This is a genomic window from Methylobacterium sp. CM6247, from assembly GCF_054817925.1.
In genome coordinates this window covers 1,492,557-1,510,794 of record NZ_JBTXKX010000003.1, presented here as the reverse complement: position 1 = coordinate 1,510,794, position 18,238 = coordinate 1,492,557, and the positions used below count along the sequence as shown (strand labels likewise).

At 61.7% G+C, this 18,238-nt stretch carries 20 protein-coding genes and 3 pseudogenes; 18 read left to right on the top strand and 5 right to left on the bottom strand.

Going from position 1 to position 18,238, the window contains the following annotated elements; translation table 11 throughout:
* The first annotated feature begins 382 nt into the window (after positions 1 to 382).
* From ACYQOP_RS07995 to ACYQOP_RS07975, 5 genes and pseudogenes are all read left to right on the top strand, one after another.
* Positions 383 to 901: an alpha/beta hydrolase gene (locus ACYQOP_RS07995; RefSeq protein WP_461222012.1), complete on the top strand. Its 519-nt coding sequence runs from the start codon at positions 383 to 385 to the stop codon at positions 899 to 901.
* A gap of 59 nt (positions 902 to 960) precedes the next feature.
* Positions 961 to 2,249 (top strand): annotated as a pseudogene (locus ACYQOP_RS07990) (erythromycin esterase family protein).
* Between the two features lie 146 nt (positions 2,250 to 2,395).
* Positions 2,396 to 2,551 carry a hypothetical protein gene (locus tag ACYQOP_RS07985; protein ID WP_461222011.1) on the top strand — a complete coding sequence of 52 codons (156 nt, stop codon included), beginning with the start codon at positions 2,396 to 2,398 and terminating at the stop codon, positions 2,549 to 2,551.
* Between the two features lie 139 nt (positions 2,552 to 2,690).
* The gene (locus tag ACYQOP_RS07980) at positions 2,691 to 2,921 is read left to right on the top strand and encodes a hypothetical protein (RefSeq protein ID WP_461222010.1); all 231 of its coding nucleotides are present in this window, start codon (positions 2,691 to 2,693) and stop codon (positions 2,919 to 2,921) included.
* A gap of 43 nt (positions 2,922 to 2,964) precedes the next feature.
* On the top strand, positions 2,965 to 3,177 hold the full coding sequence (locus ACYQOP_RS07975; RefSeq protein WP_461222009.1) for a hypothetical protein: 213 nt from the start codon (positions 2,965 to 2,967) through the stop codon (positions 3,175 to 3,177).
* Between the two features lie 187 nt (positions 3,178 to 3,364).
* Here ACYQOP_RS07975 and ACYQOP_RS07970 read toward each other — a convergent pair whose 3' ends face one another.
* Complete coding sequence (locus tag ACYQOP_RS07970) at positions 3,365 to 3,805, bottom strand: sigma-70 family RNA polymerase sigma factor (RefSeq protein ID WP_461225243.1); 441 nt, start codon at positions 3,803 to 3,805, stop codon at positions 3,365 to 3,367.
* A gap of 1,095 nt (positions 3,806 to 4,900) precedes the next feature.
* Between ACYQOP_RS07970 and ACYQOP_RS07965 the strand changes: the two genes are divergently transcribed.
* The 4 genes and pseudogenes from ACYQOP_RS07965 to ACYQOP_RS07950 all read left to right on the top strand — a co-directional run.
* Positions 4,901 to 5,614 carry a Crp/Fnr family transcriptional regulator gene (locus tag ACYQOP_RS07965; RefSeq protein WP_461222008.1) on the top strand — a complete coding sequence of 238 codons (714 nt, stop codon included), beginning with the start codon at positions 4,901 to 4,903 and terminating at the stop codon, positions 5,612 to 5,614.
* 1 nt (position 5,615) lies between these two features.
* Positions 5,616 to 5,885, top strand: coding sequence for a DUF6894 family protein (locus ACYQOP_RS07960; RefSeq protein ID WP_461222007.1), 270 nt, complete (start codon positions 5,616 to 5,618; stop codon positions 5,883 to 5,885).
* 220 nt (positions 5,886 to 6,105) lie between these two features.
* Positions 6,106 to 7,695, top strand: a complete 1,590-nt coding sequence (locus tag ACYQOP_RS07955; RefSeq protein WP_461222006.1) for a Na+/H+ antiporter — start codon at positions 6,106 to 6,108, stop codon at positions 7,693 to 7,695.
* Positions 7,696 to 8,029: 334 nt separating this feature from the next.
* Positions 8,030 to 8,804 (top strand): annotated as a pseudogene (locus ACYQOP_RS07950) (IS630 family transposase); the annotation flags it as partial.
* Positions 8,805 to 9,077: 273 nt separating this feature from the next.
* Here ACYQOP_RS07950 and ACYQOP_RS07945 read toward each other — a convergent pair.
* Positions 9,078 to 10,088: an IS110 family RNA-guided transposase gene (locus tag ACYQOP_RS07945; protein WP_419951587.1), complete on the bottom strand. Its 1,011-nt coding sequence runs from the start codon at positions 10,086 to 10,088 to the stop codon at positions 9,078 to 9,080.
* A gap of 66 nt (positions 10,089 to 10,154) precedes the next feature.
* Here ACYQOP_RS07945 and ACYQOP_RS07940 point away from each other — a divergent pair.
* The 8 genes and pseudogenes from ACYQOP_RS07940 to ACYQOP_RS07905 all read left to right on the top strand — a co-directional run.
* Positions 10,155 to 10,325, top strand: a pseudogene (locus ACYQOP_RS07940) (IS630 family transposase); the annotation flags it as partial.
* Between the two features lie 113 nt (positions 10,326 to 10,438).
* On the top strand, positions 10,439 to 10,588 hold the full coding sequence (locus ACYQOP_RS07935) for a hypothetical protein (protein ID WP_461222005.1): 150 nt from the start codon (positions 10,439 to 10,441) through the stop codon (positions 10,586 to 10,588).
* Between the two features lie 65 nt (positions 10,589 to 10,653).
* Positions 10,654 to 10,908, top strand: coding sequence for a hypothetical protein (locus tag ACYQOP_RS07930; RefSeq protein WP_461222004.1), 255 nt, complete (start codon positions 10,654 to 10,656; stop codon positions 10,906 to 10,908).
* Positions 10,909 to 11,100: 192 nt separating this feature from the next.
* A complete protein-coding gene (locus ACYQOP_RS07925; RefSeq protein ID WP_461222003.1) occupies positions 11,101 to 11,472 on the top strand; it encodes a phosphatidylserine decarboxylase in 372 nt (123 codons plus the stop codon).
* Positions 11,473 to 12,250: 778 nt separating this feature from the next.
* Positions 12,251 to 12,625: an SPW repeat domain-containing protein gene (locus ACYQOP_RS07920; protein WP_461222002.1), complete on the top strand. Its 375-nt coding sequence runs from the start codon at positions 12,251 to 12,253 to the stop codon at positions 12,623 to 12,625.
* 145 nt (positions 12,626 to 12,770) lie between these two features.
* Positions 12,771 to 13,991 (top strand): NAD(P)/FAD-dependent oxidoreductase, encoded by a 1,221-nt coding sequence (locus ACYQOP_RS07915; protein WP_461225241.1) that lies wholly within the window; start codon positions 12,771 to 12,773, stop codon positions 13,989 to 13,991.
* 122 nt (positions 13,992 to 14,113) lie between these two features.
* On the top strand, positions 14,114 to 14,440 hold the full coding sequence (locus ACYQOP_RS07910) for a hypothetical protein (protein ID WP_461222001.1): 327 nt from the start codon (positions 14,114 to 14,116) through the stop codon (positions 14,438 to 14,440).
* Between the two features lie 312 nt (positions 14,441 to 14,752).
* A complete protein-coding gene (locus ACYQOP_RS07905; RefSeq protein WP_461222000.1) occupies positions 14,753 to 14,959 on the top strand; it encodes a hypothetical protein in 207 nt (68 codons plus the stop codon).
* Between the two features lie 580 nt (positions 14,960 to 15,539).
* On the opposite strand, the gene ACYQOP_RS07900 is transcribed toward ACYQOP_RS07905, so the two are convergent.
* Together ACYQOP_RS07900 and ACYQOP_RS07895 are read right to left on the bottom strand one after the other, a co-directional pair.
* Entirely contained in the window at positions 15,540 to 16,370 is an 831-nt protein-coding gene (locus ACYQOP_RS07900; protein ID WP_461221999.1) for a CBS domain-containing protein, read from the bottom strand.
* Positions 16,371 to 16,419: 49 nt separating this feature from the next.
* On the bottom strand, positions 16,420 to 16,755 hold the full coding sequence (locus tag ACYQOP_RS07895; RefSeq protein ID WP_461221998.1) for an HPF/RaiA family ribosome-associated protein: 336 nt from the start codon (positions 16,753 to 16,755) through the stop codon (positions 16,420 to 16,422).
* 891 nt (positions 16,756 to 17,646) lie between these two features.
* Here ACYQOP_RS07895 and ACYQOP_RS07890 point away from each other — a divergent pair.
* A complete protein-coding gene (locus ACYQOP_RS07890) occupies positions 17,647 to 17,859 on the top strand; it encodes a hypothetical protein (RefSeq protein WP_461221997.1) in 213 nt (70 codons plus the stop codon).
* A 16-nt stretch (positions 17,860 to 17,875) separates the two neighbouring features.
* On the opposite strand, the gene ACYQOP_RS07885 is transcribed toward ACYQOP_RS07890, so the two are convergent.
* Positions 17,876 to 18,145, bottom strand: coding sequence for a transposase (locus tag ACYQOP_RS07885; protein ID WP_461221996.1), 270 nt, complete (start codon positions 18,143 to 18,145; stop codon positions 17,876 to 17,878).
* Positions 18,146 to 18,238: the final 93 nt, after the last annotated feature.

Here is an 18,238-nt window from a genome sequence, read left to right as displayed (position 1 = left end):
TGGCTACGGGGCTTTCACTTGGATGATGCAAGTGAGATGACTTGGCGCGTTGGATACGTGTGCCTCAGCAGATCGATATCGCTGCCTCGGCGCTCGGCACGTTCCGCCCTGAGCAGGGCGAGCCGTGTGAGATTGCCAATGTGCCGGGTCAAACTGCCGTCTTTCGTTTCAGTGGCGTTTTCTTTGCCCACCTTCGTTCCGGATCGGGTGTCGAATGCCTTCTGACACAGCCCACGCGATCGGTGTTCTAGCCTCACGACCCCGTAGCGGGAGCAGAACCCGTCGTCACGATCCAGGTACAAGGTCCCTCGGACTCGCGCATGGCCGGGACGGTCTGGTGCATGTTCCCGCCTCCTATGATCCATATCGGCCGGCTCCCCTGATGATCATGTTGCATGGCGCGGGAGCCTCGGCGCGCGACGTCGTGCCGATGGTCACACCGTGTGCGGACGACCATTCCGTCCTCGTTCTCGCACCCGACGCCCGGGGCGCGAGCTGGGACTTGATCCAACGAGACTACGGACTGGACGTTGCGTTCCTGGATCGCGCCCTTGAGGAGGTCTTCCGGAACCATGCGATCGATCCAGAACGCATCGCAATCGCAGGCTTCTCGGACGGTGCTTCGTACGCGCTTTCGCTCGGGCTTTTGAACGGTACCTTGTTCCGAGACGTCCTTGCCTTCTCGCCCGGCTTTGCCGCTCCCGCACAAACCGTAGATCAGCCGCGCATCTTCATTTCCCACGGGCGACAGGACCCCGTTCTACCGATCCATCATTGTGGCGAGCGTGTCGCGGCGGCACTGATACAATCCGGATATGACGTCGATTATCGGGCCTTCAGCGGCGGCCATGTGGTCCCAGCCGAGATGGTGGCAGCCGCCTTTGTGCGCTTCCTGAATTGAGGCTCCGGCTCTCAAGCCACGCCCCCCGTGACCCTACTCCTGCAAGTCGGAGACTGCTCATGGATGCACCCGCCGACCGCAACCATCTCGTTGAGCTCCTGCGCCAGCACGCTGAGCCATTGCCCCAAGCGTACGAGGCGGACTTCGAAGCGCGCTTCGACCGGATCGGTAGTGCCAGGGTCGTGCTGCTCGGCGAAGCCACGCACGGAACCGCGGAGTTCAACCAGGCCCGCGCAGCTATCACGCAGCACCTGATCGAGCATCACGGTTTTAGGGTGATCGCCGTGGAAGCGGACTGGCCAGATGCAGCCTACATCGATCGTTTTATCGGGCATCGCGCTGCCACCCCGTATCCGCGGCAAGCCTTCCGGCGCTTCCCCACCTGGATGTGGCGCAATGCGGAGATGCTGGACTTCTCCGGACGCCTACGGAGCCTCAATGCGGGACGCGACGTTGCGGACAAGGTGCGGTTCCGTGGTCTCGATGTCTACAGCCTGGCAGCCTCCATGGAAGCGGTCTTGCACTACCTCGATGGGGTCGATCCAGCTGCGGCGCGACAAGCGCGCGATCGCTACGGTTGCCTGACGCCCTGGCACACCAAGCCGGAGCGATACGGCCGCGAAGTGATGTTTGGAGCCAAGCACCCGAGCGAGGCTGCTTTCACCGAGATCCTCAAGGACTTGCAGCTGAAGCGCATCACCTACGCCGCACAGGACTCAGAGGCTTACCTGGACGCAGCTCAGAACGCCCGCATCGTGCACTCGGCGGAGCAGTACTACCGCATCATGTACCGGGGCTCAGCCGAGTCGTGGAACGTGCGAGACCGACACATGTTCGACACGCTTCAATCGCTCGTCGGCGGTGGCTCTAAAGCAGTCGTCTGGGCGCACAACTCGCACATCGGTAACGCAGCCGCGACGGCGATGGGGTGGGAGGGAGAATTCAACATCGGCGAGTTGGCCAAGACAGCGTATGGCGAGGAGGCAGTGCTGATCGGCTTTGGCACTGACCGCGGCACGGTTGCGGCCGCGGATGATAGGGACGACCCGATGCAGGTAATGCCGGTTCGTCCAGCAAGAGCCGACAGCCACGAGGGCTTATTCCGTGATGCAGGCCACGGATGCAGCTTGACCGATCTTCGGGGACGCGAGCCAGCGCGCTGCGCGAAGCTTTGGCTCATCCCCAGCTCGAACGGGCGATTGGGGTGGTCTACCGTCCGGAGACCGAGCGCGCGAGCCACTACTTCGAGGCCATCTTGCCGGAGCAGTTCGACGCCTACGTCTGGTTCGAGGAAACGCGAGCGATCACACCGCTACAGGCCGTGAATTCTTGTGTGATGTTGATGTAGGACTCAACCGTTACCGCCGTCGTGCTCTTTCGCACCCACACCGGAGGTAATCACCCTGGCGGGTAAGCGTATGACTTGATGGCCCTTTTTGGTCGCTACACGCGATGGGGACCAATTCACAGCCCATAATCAAAGGACATAGCAGCATGACCCCAACCGAAGCCGCTGCCTACGCCCGAGGCGTGGAAGAGGCCCGCGAGTTCGCTATGATCGCAGTCCTCACCATCGAGGCCCGCTACGACCACCGCGAGATCCGCCAGCAGGCCGCATCCGCTGCCCTTTACGGGCTGGCCGAGAATTAAAGCAACTAGTCTCATAGGAGCCGATTGCCAGGGGATGACGTGATTAGCACGCCCCTTCGTTGAGCCGCCTTCACCCACTAGATTGATTGCCCTAACCTGAGATAATAATGCATGACATCTAAGCCTAGGCAGGATGGTCATGAACCATCAGAACACTGGCGAGCCCAAGCCGCAGGGACTCGACGTCATGAACCGCCTCATCGAGATGACCGAGGCGCGGCTCGTCGATTGGATCGACCCTCTGCATGACCCCGTCGTTTACGAGGAAAGCATCTCCGAGGCGGTGCGGGTCGTGGTGGCCATTGAGTATGCCCTTGGCAGGCTGATCGAGGAGCGGGATCTCCTGGCGCCCTCGGAGCTATTGGCATAACCACCAGCGGTATCCGGGTAGGAGGTCGGCGCGAGAGGAATCCATGAGCGACCCTGACCGCTTGCTTCTCAATCTGCAGAGAGATGTCGAGGAGGACCAGCGGCGCCGGAATACGCAGATCGCTCTGATCGCCTCCCTCGCTGGCCAGAAGAAGGAGCAGGACGAAACGCGGCAGGTGGCCCGCATGATCGAGACGACCATCCTTCAGGCCCAGCAAAGCCACGCCATCGTGAAATTTCTCGTGGAGTCCGAATGAGCACCCCTGTTACTCAGCCGGTGTGATACCATCACGTCCAGGCCCGGTCGGAACCGATCCCGGGTCACCAAGGCGCGCGCCAAGTCGATCTGCTCGAACGGCTTGGCCAGACGCAGCAGGCCGGTAAGCCTGTCCTCCAGCAACTCGGCATATCCGCTGGCAAGGATCACCGGCAGGGCGGGGTACTCTATCCGAGAGCCTGTGCCAGCTGCTCGCGGGCGCGGAACATACGACTCTTGATGGTGCCGAGGCTGCAGCCTGTAGTGCATGCTGCCTCTTCATAGCTCATGTCATTTAGTACGATCAGCAACACCACTTCTCGGAGCTTGGGTGAGAGCAGATTCAGTGCGGTCTGCACATCCTGCAGGTGAAGATGACTTTCCTGTGTCGGAGGAAGGCTGAGCAATGCCGCATAGGCATTATCTGGATCTTCGATTTCCCGAGATCGCCGGCGGTGGCCTGTGTAGAATCCGTTGCGCAGGATCCTCGTCAACCAGCCCGCGAGATTAGTGTCGGGCTGGTACGTGTGCCGGCTTCGCCATGCACGTAGCAACGTTTCCTGAACTAGATCGTCCGCCCGAACGGGGTCCCTAGTCAATGATAAGGCAAAGCGCCTCAGGTTTGGCATCTGAGCCGCAAGCCCAGCACGAACCTCAGCTGTCAACGCCTCGCTGTGGGCGGCCAATGCCACTGTAAGACGTTCCAACACCTCCTGTATGGATGTTGAGGTACACTACTCCACAGGGGGGCCATAGAGAGCACGCAACTGCATCCCAAGGTGCCGGCGAATGGACATAGGCAGGATAGGCTCATCTTGCTCGATTGCCTGTGAAGAAAGCGTAACGTTCTGTAGCATAAACGAAGCAGACCGCATAAAGTATTAAATGAAGAACTGTGAAAGACATGGTTCAATAGACAATTCTGATTTTAATAATCGGGTTGTCTAATAAACCTGCAATCGTTTAAATCTACGATCCAGCGATTTTGATGGCTATTCGCAACTGTCGGTGGGTGATGCTGAACTGTTCGGGCCATAGCTGGCGAGGCGCCGCATCATTGATGTCGATGTGGGCCGCGACACGAGATGTTGAGGTTGGCTGTGTGAAAGGCATACGGGGCCACCCTAGGCGCTCAGCAAGTAGGCATATAATCTGCAGACATCTAAATGATTGCTTGACAACGCGGCTTATGAGTTTTCGTTGCTCTGTCCGAAACAACACACAACTATAACTCGGCAGACCCGCGGCACCGAAAACGCCACTGCCAACCTAGCTCCGCAGATCTATATGGCTCCCTCATAAGAGTCCAGAAAACGACCGTTTTCCCGGCGCCGAGCTTCCGCAGGCTTCGGTCCTACCGTATCGTGAACCAGACCGACAGGTGTCGATCCGACTACGTCGTAGCGGCTGGTCACTGCCTTGCCCGTAAGCGGACGTTTGCGGATTAAACAACTCAGCGTTTCGCACTTCAAATTCTGGCGGTTGTATGAGTTTCGGCGCTCTGTCGGACAGAGAGTGCACTGTGTTGGGGGGGGCTTGATAGAGGTTCATACGGAGCAAGCGCGGGACGCGGTACATCTTCGACATCCACGATCGCGGCATATTCTGACATGTTATTTCTGTGCCCTTTTCGTCGTGACAGCCTAATTCCATCGCTTGCCGGTGATCCGGGCGCAGGCGCTTAGGAGACCGTGTGTGCTCTTGCCCCAATTGGGAGCGGAGCCGTGTCTCAGCCTAAACAATCCACCGTTCGCAACCGCCTACTGCAGCGCCTTTCATCCAACGACTTTGCTCTGCTCCAGCCGCACCTCCGCATGGTGCCTACTGAGTTGCGCCAGACGTTGCTCCATCCCCATGAGCCCGTCACACAGGTGTTCTTCCCCGAGGTTGGCTTCATCTCCATTGTGGCGGATGCAGCCAGCAACCGCGTCGAGATCGGTATGATTGGACGGGAAGGCCTAGTGGGGGTTGCGCCCGTGCTGCTGGACAGCGGCAGCACCCCCTACCTTGAGTTCGTGCAGGCTCCCGGTGAGTTGCTCGCCATTGAGGCCGTCGATTTTTGTGCTGCCGTCGATTACAGCCCGACCCTGCGCAAGCTGATGCTGCGCTATATCCAAACCAAGCTGATCCAAGCCCGTCAGACCGCTCACGTAAATGCGGCCTACACTATGGACGTGCGCCTCGCTCGCTGGCTCCTGATGTGCCACGATCGCCTGGACGGCGACGAAATCCCGATCACCCACGACTTCATTGCGCTCATGCTCGGCGTTCAGCGCTCGGGCGCGACGCTCACGGTGCAAACTCTGGAAGGCAACCAGCTGATCAAGGCTCAGCGTGGGCGCATCAAAGTTCGGGACCGAGACGGCCTGATCGCGTTGGCAAACGGCAGCTACGGCACGACGGAGGCCGAATATGCCCGTCTGATCGAGGGAGCATGATATGCCCCGCTACTACTTCAACCTTCGTCACCGCCCGGGGCCAGCTGGCTTGGCGGTCGACCAAGAGGGCGAGGAACTGCCGGACCTGAACGCTGCGCGCGAGTATGCTTTAGAGGCGGCACGCGACCATATCGCCCGAACCCGTACGTACCTCATTCGTGACTGGTTCGTCTGCACCTTCGAGATTGAGGACGAGGACGCTCAGCTCCTGCTCACGGTGCGCTTCAGCGACACGGTTCCCGACGAGGACGACGAGGATCAAACGGGCTGATCTGCAAGGCCCGCTTCAGCGATGATCCGTCCGCATTCGGCTGGACGGAAAGCCACCGATCCTTGCCGTAGCAGTCGATCGGAGCCGTGCTCAGAAGCGGTCGTTCCCCTTTCGGCATCTCCGCAGCATCGCGCCGATTTCGATTGATCAGGATCTGTGTACGAGCTTGACAGTTGAATCTTCAAATGCGGAAGCGGTCCCCACTTGAGGAGACGTTCACGTGGAGATCTTCGAGACCTTGCTGGGCCTGCTCGCGGCCAGCGTTGCGCTCGCGTTGCTTGCCCGCCGCTTGCGCGTTCCGCTCGCGGTCGTCCTCGTTATCGGGGGCATGGCCCTCGCCCTCATCCCGGGCCTGCCGAATGTCACTCTAGATCCACAGCTCGCGCTAGTCCTTTTCCTGCCCCCATTGCTTCAAGCGAGCGCCTACCGGATCGACTGGCCAGCTTTCCGCTTCAACCTTCGGCCCGTCCTTTTCCTGGCTCTCGGCGCCGTCGTGTTCACGGCCGCAGCTGTTGCAATGACGACGAAGCTCCTGGTGCCGGATATGCCCTGGGCCGCCGCTATCGCGCTAGGTGCGATCGTCGCTCCGCCAGACGCGGTCGCGGCCGCGTCGGTGCTGAAGGACTTCCGCATTCCTAAGCGGCTCGTCGTGATCCTTGAGGGCGAAAGTCTGCTCAACGACGCCTCGTCGCTCGTCCTCTACCGCTTCGCCGTCGCCGCAGCGCTCGCCGGCGAGGTCTCGCTCAGCCAAGCCTCTCTCTCGTTCCTTACCTCGGCCGTCGGAGGCACGCTGATCGGGTACGTTCTTGGTCGCGTCGCCATGTGGGTCTTCACCCACCTAGAGGACACTCTGCTCGACATACTAGTCTCTTTTCTGGCGGGCTTCGCTGCCTACCTTGCGGCGGAGAAAGTCCATGCCTCGGGCGTACTTGCGGCGGTGGCCTGCGGCCTCGTGCTCGGCCAGCATCAACATGCAGCATTCACCGCCCGCACCCGTCTAGAGGCAGGCGCGGTATGGAGCTTCGTCGAGTTCGTCCTCACTGCACTTGTCTTCGTTCTAATCGGCCTGCAGCTGCGGGGCATCATCGACCGCCTTGGACAACAGGATCCCTGGCACTTGGCCGGCCTTGGCTTGGCCATCTCGGCCGCCATTGTTGTCAGCCGGTTCGTTTGGGTGTTCCTAGCGCTGTGGTTGCCCCGTGCGTTGTCGCGCACCCTGCGAGAGCGCGACCCGATGCCGCCGTGGAGCCATGCAACGGTCCTGTCCTGGGCGGGCATGCGGGGCGTTGTCAGCCTTGCTGCTGCCTTGGCCCTACCGGCAAATTTCCCCGGGCGCGACATCATCCTTTTCCTGGCTTTCTGCGGGATCCTTGCCACCCTTGTGATCCAAGGCACAACACTCGGCCCCCTCATTCGCCGCTTGGATCTGAGTGAGCCCGGGGACGACGCCGTTAACCTGGCCGTGACACCGCAGGCCATCGACGCGCGCAGCCAGGCCACGGTTGCGGCGATGACAGCTGTCACCGAGAAACTCGAAGGCCTGGACCCGGAGCGCGCCGCAGCTGGGGAGGACCTGCTTCGTGAGCTCCGGCAACGCGCTAAGCGGATTGCTCATGTAAGCGAGCAGACGGACAGAGCGGGGGAACGTCTCGCCGCCCGCCTCGGCCTTCGGTTGACGGCGATCGAGGCCGCTCGGACGAAGTTGCTGGCCGATCACAAAGAGGAGCTCGACCATGACGAGATGTCATCGCTCATGGCCGAGCTCGACCTCGAAGAGCAGCGAGTCAGAGTCGCGATGGGTGAGGGGTGACTGCGACCTAGATAAATTGTCGGTTCCAGGTCGAGCCTCCGCCTGGGCGATCGCCACGCTACATGGCATATACTTTCAGGACGAAGAACATACCGTCGTCTCAGAGGTCAACGGAACGGTCAAGCTGTCCTGAGAGCTGCTCGGCAGCAACAGCATAGGGCTGCTTCACTAACTTTTCAGCCAAAAGCGGATAGGCAGACAGCCACCCAATTAAGATGATACCGGCAGCCTCATTGGCCGCTAGAGCGTTTTCGGTTTGCGCTGAGTCGATACGGCAGGGTTCACAGGAAGGCGGTGGGCTGATTCACTGAACGCTCTCGGTGAGGAGCGACCGATGGGACGGCCCTACAGTCAGGATCTGCGCGAGCGGGTGGTGGAAGCCGCGGCAACGACTTCGCGCCAGCAGGCGGCCGCGCGGTTTGGGGTGGGTATCGCCACCTCGATCCGCTGGATGGCCGCGCTCACGACGACCGGGACGGTGGCGGCCCGTCCGCAAGGACGCGCGCCGCTCGAAGCTCGATCCGCACGCGGCGTTTCTGCGCAGCCTGATCGGCGCAAAGGACGACATCACCCTGGAGGAGATGCGGGCCCGGCTTCGGGACGAGCACGCTCTGACGGTCGGGCTCGGCACCCTTTGGACGTTCCTCGACGCGCGCGATATCACGTACAAAAAACAGCCCACGCGACCGAGCAGGACCGCCCGGATGTGAAGGCCGCCCGCGAGGTGTAGTTCGAAGGTCAGCTGGATCTCGATCCTGCCCGCCTCGTGTTCCTCGACGAAACCTGGACTTCGACCAACATGGCCCGCACCCGCGGGCGTTCATCGCGCGGAGAGCGGCTGCGCTCGCTCGTGCCGCATGGCCATTGGAAGACCACGACCTTCGTGGCGGGCCTACGCCTGTCCGGGATCGCCTCGCCGTTCGTGCTGGATGGGGGCCGATCAATCGGGACGCCTTCCAGGCCTACGTCGACCGCGTCTTGGCGCCCGAGCTCGTTCCCAGCGACATCGTCGTCGTGGACAACCTCGGCAGCCACAAGGGGCCGCCGTGCGAGCCGCCATTGAGGCCGCGGGCGCACAGCTGTTGTTCCTCCCGCCCTATAGCCCCGAACCGAAGGACCGCGCAGCGACTTCAACCCGTGTATGGATGACTCCTGCGGGTCAAGGATGTCGGATCGGTTCGGGTGAACTGGTCGGTTGCGGCCATGTATACGGCGTCTGATCTGCAGCGGGATCGCTGCGCGCCCTGATGAAGTCCGCTTGGAGAACAGGTCCCACTCAATCGAGCGCGCTTGAAGCGCTTCGGATTGATCGGGGTGTCCTGGTTCTTCCTCTCCGTTTGTTCGCCATCACCTCACGTCGCCCTGACCGTTCGTTTAGCCGTTCAGGCGGTGGTCGCCTGCGGCTGGTAGCGTGAGCCGTCCCTGAGGACAGCGAAGATCGTTCTTGCCATGCGATGTGCCAACGCGATGGCGGCGACTTTCGTCTTCTTTCTGGCCAGCAGGTCGGACAGCCAGTCCTGTCTCGGACCGCACCTGGATCTCACCATGATCTGCGACATGGCGCCCAGATAGAGCAGCCGCCGAATATACCGGTTACCCATCTTTGAGATCCGCCCGATCCTCTGTTTACCGCCGGTGGAGTGCGGCTTGGGGGTCAGGCCGAGCCAGGCGGCATAGTCCCTCGCGCAGTCGAAGTTGCCGACGTCCGGCGTCGTCGCTGCGATGATCGTCGCCGAAAGCTTGCCGACGCCCGGAATCGTCGCCAGACGCTGGCTCGTCTCACTTTGGGCGTGGGTCGCTTCGATCTCGTCCGTCAACCGCTCGATCCGCGTATCGGTGTCGACCAACTGCTCGAAGAGCAGGTTGACGGGCAATCGGGCCGCTTCCGGTAGTTGGTGCAGTTGCGTTCGCAGCCGATCGACATTCTGCGCGCCCTTGGCTGCGATGACACCGAACTCCGTCATGTGAGCGCGGATCGCATTGCCGATCTGCGTGCGCTGGCGGACCAGAAGATCCCGCGTGCGGTGGAGAACCAGGACCGAAGAGCAAGCTTCGCTCTTCACGGCGACAAACCGCATGGAGGGACGTGTGACCGCTTCACAGATGGCGGCCGCATCGGCTGCGTCCGTCTTCCCGCGCTTCACATAGGGCTTTACGTAAGACGGCGGCATCAGCCGGACATCATGCCCCAATCCCTGAAGCCTGCGCCCCCAGTCGTGAGCGCCTCCGCAAGCTTCCATGCCGATCAGGCATCGCGGCTGCTTTTCGAAAAACGCGAGCAGCTGGCTTCGACGGAGTTGGCGACGCACGAGAACACGACCGCTCTCATCGACACCGTGGATTTGGAAAACGCTCTTCGCGAGGTCGATACCGACCGTAACAAGCTTGGACATGGGTGGCTCCTCAGCTTGAGGCGACAACATCCCGCCTATGCTCCAGCGCAACGCCGGGAGCAGGAGCCATCCACACCATCAATCGAGATGGCCTTCTCGAAGCTAAAAGCGCTGCTGCGCAAGGCCGCATAGCGAACCGTCGAAGGGCTGTGATCGGCCATCGGGCGCCTCGTCGACACCGTCACACCCGACGAGTGCGCCAACTTCTTCGCCGCCGCAGGCTATGAACTAGATTAAACCGAAAACGCTCTAGTCGAAGCTTCTATATCCGCCGCCTCAAATCCATAGTTCAGCTTATACCAAGTCTCACTGTACTCAACCCATAGGTCGGATTCAGCGAGGTCCGGCGGATGACCGCCGCCGCGCCGTCGCGCGGGCAGACCTTGAAGAGTCAGGCTCAGCGAGGTCTGGTATTAGATGCATTCGAGCCCGAGCTTGGCTATGCCGTCAATGAACAACTGGCCAATTGTTTGATGCTGTACGGACCAGCAGAATATTAATCTGGGTTGCGGCGACCGTTGCTTCCGCGCGCTAGCCTAGATCGAGATCATATGGAGAATTACCGATGCTATCTGCCACCCGCAACGTCATAGATATCGATTTTGAGATGGCTTCACTTGTGCAGGAACTCTCCGCCGAAGCTGTCGAAGATCGCGGCGCAGCAGCCCTGATTACGACTGAGAGGTTGCGGCGTCTGGAGGACGAAGCTCGTTGTTCCGGCACGAGTCGCCAAGCATTCCAGAAGATCGCATCCGCTCGTCGTCTTCTCGGCGACAAAGCTCACTTTGGGCCATTAAATGGACCATTTCTCGACGGCTGAACGGCTTCAAGCAACCGTTGCAGCTTCGTGCAAGGTGCTGAAACGCGCTGACCACGAAGCATAATGCGAGAACGGGTCTACGGCCTCGTTGTTAGCCGTTGCAAGCCTCAACAGGCAACCACGTGACCGTAGAGAGTTGGTTGTTGGTTACGAGTAGGTGGCTCGGCTGTAAGCCGGCGCATGAGAGATATGATGGCAGCTGACCCGAAGTCACTGAAGCTGTGGGACCGCGACAAGGGCAGATCAGTCGAGGAGTGGTTGCCGGACCACCAGGCCACTTACGAGACCCGCCCGAGACGCTCGCCCCTACAGTGGCTGCAATCGACCCCACTCTACGACAGGTTCTACGCGCTCTACCAAGACGCGCCCTGGACGGCTATCCGCAACGAGCGGCAAGTGAACATTCTGGAGTCCGAGAACTTTGGGCGTCTCGGTTTCGTCGAGTTCGGCGCGCTCACCGTGGGCCGCATCGTGCAGCGCCACCCAATTGATCAGCCCTTCAAGCGTGGCGCCCAGAAGGGGGGTGTTCAAGTTCGGTGGGTCGGCGGTTGCGATCTTTGGTGAACCGGGCGCTTGGCGGCCAGCGGACGATATTCTTGAACACACGTTAGAATGCATGGAAACCATTGTGCGGCTGGGCGAGCCGGTCGCTTCGAGCCTAAGGACTGAACTGTTGCGAGCCAACTCAACTACTCTGAGTTATCAGACGGGGTGAGAAGGCGGCTGCACGAGCCGCTTGCAGGGCGAGTGGCAGTATCAGCGCCGTACGTGGCCCAACAATCTCGGGAAGCAAAAACGTGAAATGGTGCACCCGCATGCTCGGCATCCGCCGAACGCATCAGAATAACCGCCGAACGAACATGCGAGGCTTTGATTCCTAGCTCTCAACCAGAAGGACCACGGCATGACACGCTGCAATTCGGATGCGACTTCCACCAGTACAAACATCGAGCCTGCACGGGAAAGCGAGTTTCGGACGAGCAGCCAATTTAATGCCGACTTCGCTGCTGAAGCTGCACCCGGACAAAGGAGCCCGGGTGAAGATCTGAGGCGGCGCCAAGAGCAACTCCTTGACGAGGCGATCGAAGAGTCCTTCCCGGCGAGCGATCCGATCTCGCCAGCACGCATCACAAAGTAGGGTTGCCTTATACCAGAAATCGAGAAAGCAAACGAAGTTGCAAAAGGGCTGCAGCTCCCCACCCGGTCGGAGGTCACTTGGTTGAAAGCCTCTACAGCAGCTTAGGTTAAGGACGCCGCCCGATCAACTTTGTATAAAAAAACTAGTAGAAGTTGCAGGCTGTATAGTTATGCCGCCTGGTGGCCATCTACAGCGAGGTAATCCGTGCGCATCATCCCAACCTATCTTCACGGCATACTTGACTATGCCATGGGCGTGCTCCTGATCGTCGCGCCTTACATACTGGGCTTTGCCGACGGCACGGCGGCCCAGTATGTGCCGCAAGCTCTTGGTCTCGCGACCTTGCTGATGAGCCTCATGACAGACTACGAGCTTTCCATCACCAAGGTGATCCCGATGTCGGTTCACCTTGGTGTAGACATTGCTAGCGGCCTGTTACTCGCCATCTCGCCCTGGCTCTTCGGCTTTGCAGATCGGGTCTCCTGGCCCCACCTTATTCTCGGCATTGCAGAGGTTGGAGCCGCTCTGATGACGCAGACATGCCCGCATAACGTTGACTTGAAGCAAAATCGTGTCTGAGGTTCCTCGTAACGCTCACGACGTGTCCGATATTGCAGGCGACCGCGCCGCTGAGGATGTTTCACGGTCCGAAAATCCCGAGGGTCGTGCTAGAGCGTCGGCTGCCTCGAGCTCGCCGCAGTGCGGACCAGACCACCACGTTGTCATCGTGGGCGGTGGCTTCGGGGGGCTTGCAGTGGCTCAAGAGCTCGGCAGCGTCTCCGGCATTCGGGTAACAGTGATCGACCAGCGCAATCACCACCTGTTCCAGCCCCTGCTCTATCAGGTCGCGACCGCCGTTCTCTCGCCAAGCGACATTGCTGAGCCCATCCGTGGCATTCTCAGCCACCATCAGAACATCGACGTCTTAATGGCGCGAGTAGAACGCGTCGATGTAGATCGACGTAAGGTGCTTCTGGAGAAGGACGACACTTGCGGCTACGACACCCTTGTCCTCGCAACCGGTGCCACGCACAGCTACTTCGGGCACCCCGAATGGGAGCAAGCTGCACCGGGCTTGAAAACCATTGAGGATGCACGCCGTATCCGCGCCAAGGTTCTCCTCGCCTTTGAGCAGGCTGAGCGGGCGACCGACGCGGCTGAGCGCGACCGCCTGATGACCTTCGCCGTGATTGGCGGTGGTCCCACCGGCGTGGAGATGGCTGGTGCGATCGCTGGTCTGGCTCGGAATGCCCTGGTGCGCGACTACCGATCGATTGATCCACGCTCTGCGCGCGTTCTGCTCATCGAGGCCGCACCAGAGATCCTCAATACCTTCTCGAAGGATCTCTCAACCTACGCCCGCACAGCTCTCGAGCGGCTTGGCGTTACGGTTCTGACGAATAGTCCCGTCGAAGATATATCTGGCACGGGGGTTACAGTTGGCGGGCAGTTGATCCCGACCGCAGCTGTTGTCTGGGGCGCGGGTGTCAGGGCTTCACCTGTCGGGGCGTGGCTTGGGGTGGAGACTGACTGGATAGGTCATGTGCGTGTTGGACCAGACCTCTCTGTCCCAGGTCGCGCTGGCGTGTACGTGATTGGTGATGCGGCTTTCGCTATCGCGCAGGATGGTTCGCCACTGCCGGGCCTAGCGCAGGTAGCGCACCAACAGGGACGCTATCTTGGACGCGCTCTGAGGGAACGCATACGGCACAACCGGCCACCGAAGCCCTTCCGATTCCGTAGTCGCGGAAACCTCGCGGTCATAGGCCGAAATGCTGCGGTGGTGCAGTGGGACAGCGTCAAGCTGAAGGGGTTCTCAGCTTGGCTAATCTGGGGCGTAGCACACGTGTATCTTCTGGTTGGCTTCCAAAATCGTCTGGTTGTCAGTCTGCGCTGGCTTTGGGCCTATATAACCTTTCGAAGAGGCGCACGAATCATTCCGTAAGTGCTGCTGGAAAGCTTGGGTCATACCAGCTGCGTCATCCAGGTGGACGTCCCGTAGCTGAGCGCGCTGCCAAGAGACAGGGCCATAAAAATGAGAGCTGAACGAAACACTCGAAGCCCCTGGTGCATCCGCGCCGCGACCTGCATGTCGGTGCGCAGGCGAAGGCTGCCGCCGTGATCGGGATGCTGGCTCCGCGCCTGACCGACCGGATCATGGGGCGCATCATGTACGATTCCTACCAATCTCTTACGCGCCGCTCCTCGGGCTCGCGCGCCCGCTCCCTGTTCGAGGCGGGCTGCGGCGGCCAGAAGCGTGGCACCCACGAACCGCACCTGCTGCGCGGTCGAAGCCTCTACGTCCAGGTTTCCAAGCGCCCCGTCGTCACGACGGCGGCCGTCGCCGCGGCACTGCTGCTCGGATTCGCCGTCCGGAAGCGGATGGCGCGCTAGCGGGTCGAAGACGTCGCCGACAAGCATCAGGGTCTCCTTTATGGGAACGGGACGCGCCTAAGCGATTGTGTCCCTGCCGCCGGCCGCCGGCATCGGGTTCCTCAGCGCCGGTGCGTCCGTCGGCCCGGCGACCGGGGGCGGCGTCGACGGCGGAAGCGGCCGGTTTCCCGGGACCGGCCATGCCCGCTCCGCAGCTTCGACGCGGCCCCAGGCGGCAGCATTTGGGAGAACGGAATCCTGCCGACCGCGCGGTGGCCGCCGCCGCTGGGACGTGGATCCCGATCGGAACGGGTTGCAAGATGAAGATACAGGATGATCCGAACGTTGTTCTTTGCCTTCTACGCCTTTGGCCTCGCGGTGGCGCAGGCGCATGCCCAGACCGCGTCACACGATCTGGGAACCGATTTCGGTCAGTCGAATCGCCTGATGGGCTGGCCGGTCTGGATCGCCGTTGGTGTCATCGTGGCGGCGGCGTTGCTCTATACATTCGGCTCGCCACGCGGGCGCTCGCGCAAGTGAGGCCCACCACCCCGCCCCGCGCCGCCTAGCGCGCCCAGATCTTCCGGCCGGGGCAACGGTCGATCCGCGTCACGAGCCAAACCGTTCTGACAGAAGGCGACGAGCGTTCCCAGGAACGTCGGGAGCGAGAGCGGCCACCCGACCCGGACGACGACGGCGAGGCCTTGCGCCGTCATGACGCGCTCGGTCACCGCGCCGACCGAGGCTCCGGGACGCATGGTCTTTTCGAACCGTGTCCGCAACGGCCGCGAGTTCGTGCCCGAGGTCGGCTGACCGTGACCGAACGTGTGGCGAGGGCACTTCGAGCCACTTCGCCGTGATCGCGGCAACGAGTCCGCGTGGGCTCTCGGGCAGGGCGATCGAACATCGCGACGACCAGGAAGGCGGCTGGCACGGCGCCGAGGCGATGCCTGAATCGGGCCCGCCGCGAGACGGCTCGGCCTTAGGCGCGCAGGGCTTCGGACCACAGCGGAGCCGCCGGTCAGGCGTCCGCATCGCCTCCTGCCCTCCGGGCGGGCGCCCCCTCGACTCCGGTTGAGAACACGGTGCGGCCCGCATGGGCCTCCTCCGTCCGCGGCCTTCAAGAACCGGCCGGATCGCCGCCGTCCCGGCCAACCGGGGCGTTGAACTCTGGAGAAGGGTCAGTATCGTCGCTGATGACGCTCCCGCGCACCCGGTCCTCCTCCGGCCCGAACATCTCGCCGTAATTGTTGTAGCCGTCGCCCCCGAAGCCGCCCTCCATGCGTCCGGGTTCAGCGCCGACCGGGCTGCCCGCAAGGCCGAAGGCCGCCCGGGCGACCTCGCTCTCGATCGCGGCCCTTGGGTCGGCCACCCGTCCCGTGTCGGCATCGGGCGCGCGGCCCGCATCCGGACGGGGACCCGGCGGCTGCGCCAGGCGGCCCGCGAGCTCCCGATGTTCTTCTTCTGTCAGGGGATCGTGTCGCGCATTGCGAGTCGTATCCGCGCGCGCGGTGCTCAACGTTCCGGATCGGTCGGGCTCAGCCGGCGAGGAGATGTCGCGCAGCGCATCGGCAGTGCCCGGCGCTCCGCCGTCCGCCAAGTCGCCCAAGGACACAAGTCCGACTAGATGCCGGTCCTGATCGACTACCGGCATCCTCCGCACCTGCAACTGGCGCATCCGGTCCATCACGCCTTCGACCGCATCATCGACTCCGCACGTGGTGACGTCGGTGGTGAGGATCTCCTGGACGCTCTGGTCCCCCGGAGCCTGCCCGGCGGCACTCGACCGGACGACGATGTCCCGGTCGGTGATCACGCCGACGAGGCGCGTATCGAGACACACCGGCAGAATGCCCACATTCAACTCGTCCATGAGCCGCGCCGCATCGCGAATGGTCCGGTCGGGGGTGATCGCACAAACGTTCGAGGTCATGACATCGCGTACAAGCATCGTTCCGCTCCCTGTGGCCGAAAGGATTACATCGGTGACAGTAACGGCACTAAGCCGTGGTGATCCGGTCCGGCTGGTGCGCTCGGTCCTCGCGCAGGAGGCGCTTCGTGCGCCGCAACTGCTTCTCGACCTTCTGAAGCGCCGAACGGAACGCCAGAGGCACCTCCGGTCCCAGCGCCTCCGCGCTCATCATGGGAGTGCCGCCCATCTGCATATTGACCGAACACCGATAGTCGCTGCCCTCACGCGCGACATGAACCGAAGCCATGGTTAGGTCGCCCAAATATTTCTTGGCGGTATCAAGGATGCGGGTCTGTGCCTGCTGGCGAAACTCTGAACCCAGATCAACGTGAGCACTGCCAACCGTGATATTCTCATCGCTCATCGAACTCTCCTCATAAAAGGACAATCGGACCTTCAGTATTCAAGTTCCGGTGTTGAATCGGACCGATATCGGACCGGAACTTTGCGCAATGGGAGAGCCATGTTGGGCCGATGCCGATCTCGACGGTCTCCTGTCCCGGACCGCCACAAATCTGGGAGGTCACAAGTCTTGGGGGACACGAAAAAGCAGAATCGGATCGGAAAAGCCGCGCATGATCGTCAGCAGCATCCGAAGCCGATCGATGCCGGCTAAGGCTCCGCTTTCTCTCACGCTTGCATCGCGGCAGATTCTCCAGACCAGTCAAAGGTTTTTACGTGCGTTACCGTACCGCCCCGGTAGCCCAGCTTCCCCTACACGTCCCCAGGAACCGCTTGATGTAATGCGATCTCGCAGACCCCCGCAGCAAACTAAGTTAGAGAGTCGGGCCGAGGCGCTATGCTATGTTTTCTCGCGCGCCTTTTAGTGATGGGATCGAGTCGATCTTAAACTTAGTTTGGGGCAAGCATTCTGGGAAAGTGGCACTTGACGCTTTGTCTATGCCGCTCGTTAGGAGGTCCGATGTTTGAACGCCGCAAGCATGTCCGATTTTGCGCGAGCTCGATTGCGTTGATTGGCCTACGCCAAGCAGGTCCAGGAAATGATCGAAGGCGATGAGGCAGGATCACCGTCATGATGATCTGTCCGTTTCAAGGATGGTCGCGTGGCGGCCCGGGCGCCCATGCCGGCTCGATCCGTACCGGGAATGGGCATAGCCGCGACGAACTGACCCTTTCGGTCACGTAAGCCGGCCGCTGATACAATGTCGCCGCCACGAACGGCTCACGAGCCGCCGCCAGCGCGGCGGCGTGACCCCACACATCGTCTTCTGTCTCGAGATTGGAGTCCCCTGACATGATCAGCAACACGGCGGAAGAGGACCGCGCGGAAGGACTGGCAGGAGCGAGCGTGTCCGCCAGCCTCGACCATGTCAGCCAGAGCAGCCCGGACCATCAGGAAACGGGCGACCGGACGCCGAGCCATCGCCGCCTGACCGAGGCCCCCACCCCGGGCGCGCCCAAGAAGGATCCGGATCGCCCGAAGCCCGAGGATCGCTACAAGCCCTAAGATTCCGTCCAATAAGTCATGAGGCGCGTCCCAGACGTCGAACGAGGATCATGACGGCAGCGGCGTAGAGGAAGGCTTGAGCGGAAGTGAGGGTCGCTTCCGGGTCCTTCCAGAGGCGGCGGTTGCGGGTGATCCACCCGAAGAAGCGCTCAACCACCCACCGGTGCGGATGCACGGCGAAGCCGACCTGATCTGGAGGCTTACGCACGGGCCGAGCTGTTGGATCTGGTCCTCTCCGCCCTCCGACGGGCCGCACGTGACCGTGCAATTCTCTCGAACCCGACATCGGCGTCGAATTGCTCGGGCTGGTCCGCTCGGAAGGGGCGGCCGGTCCGCTCTGTCTCCAGCCGGTCAACCACCTCGATGGCGGGCTCAAGGC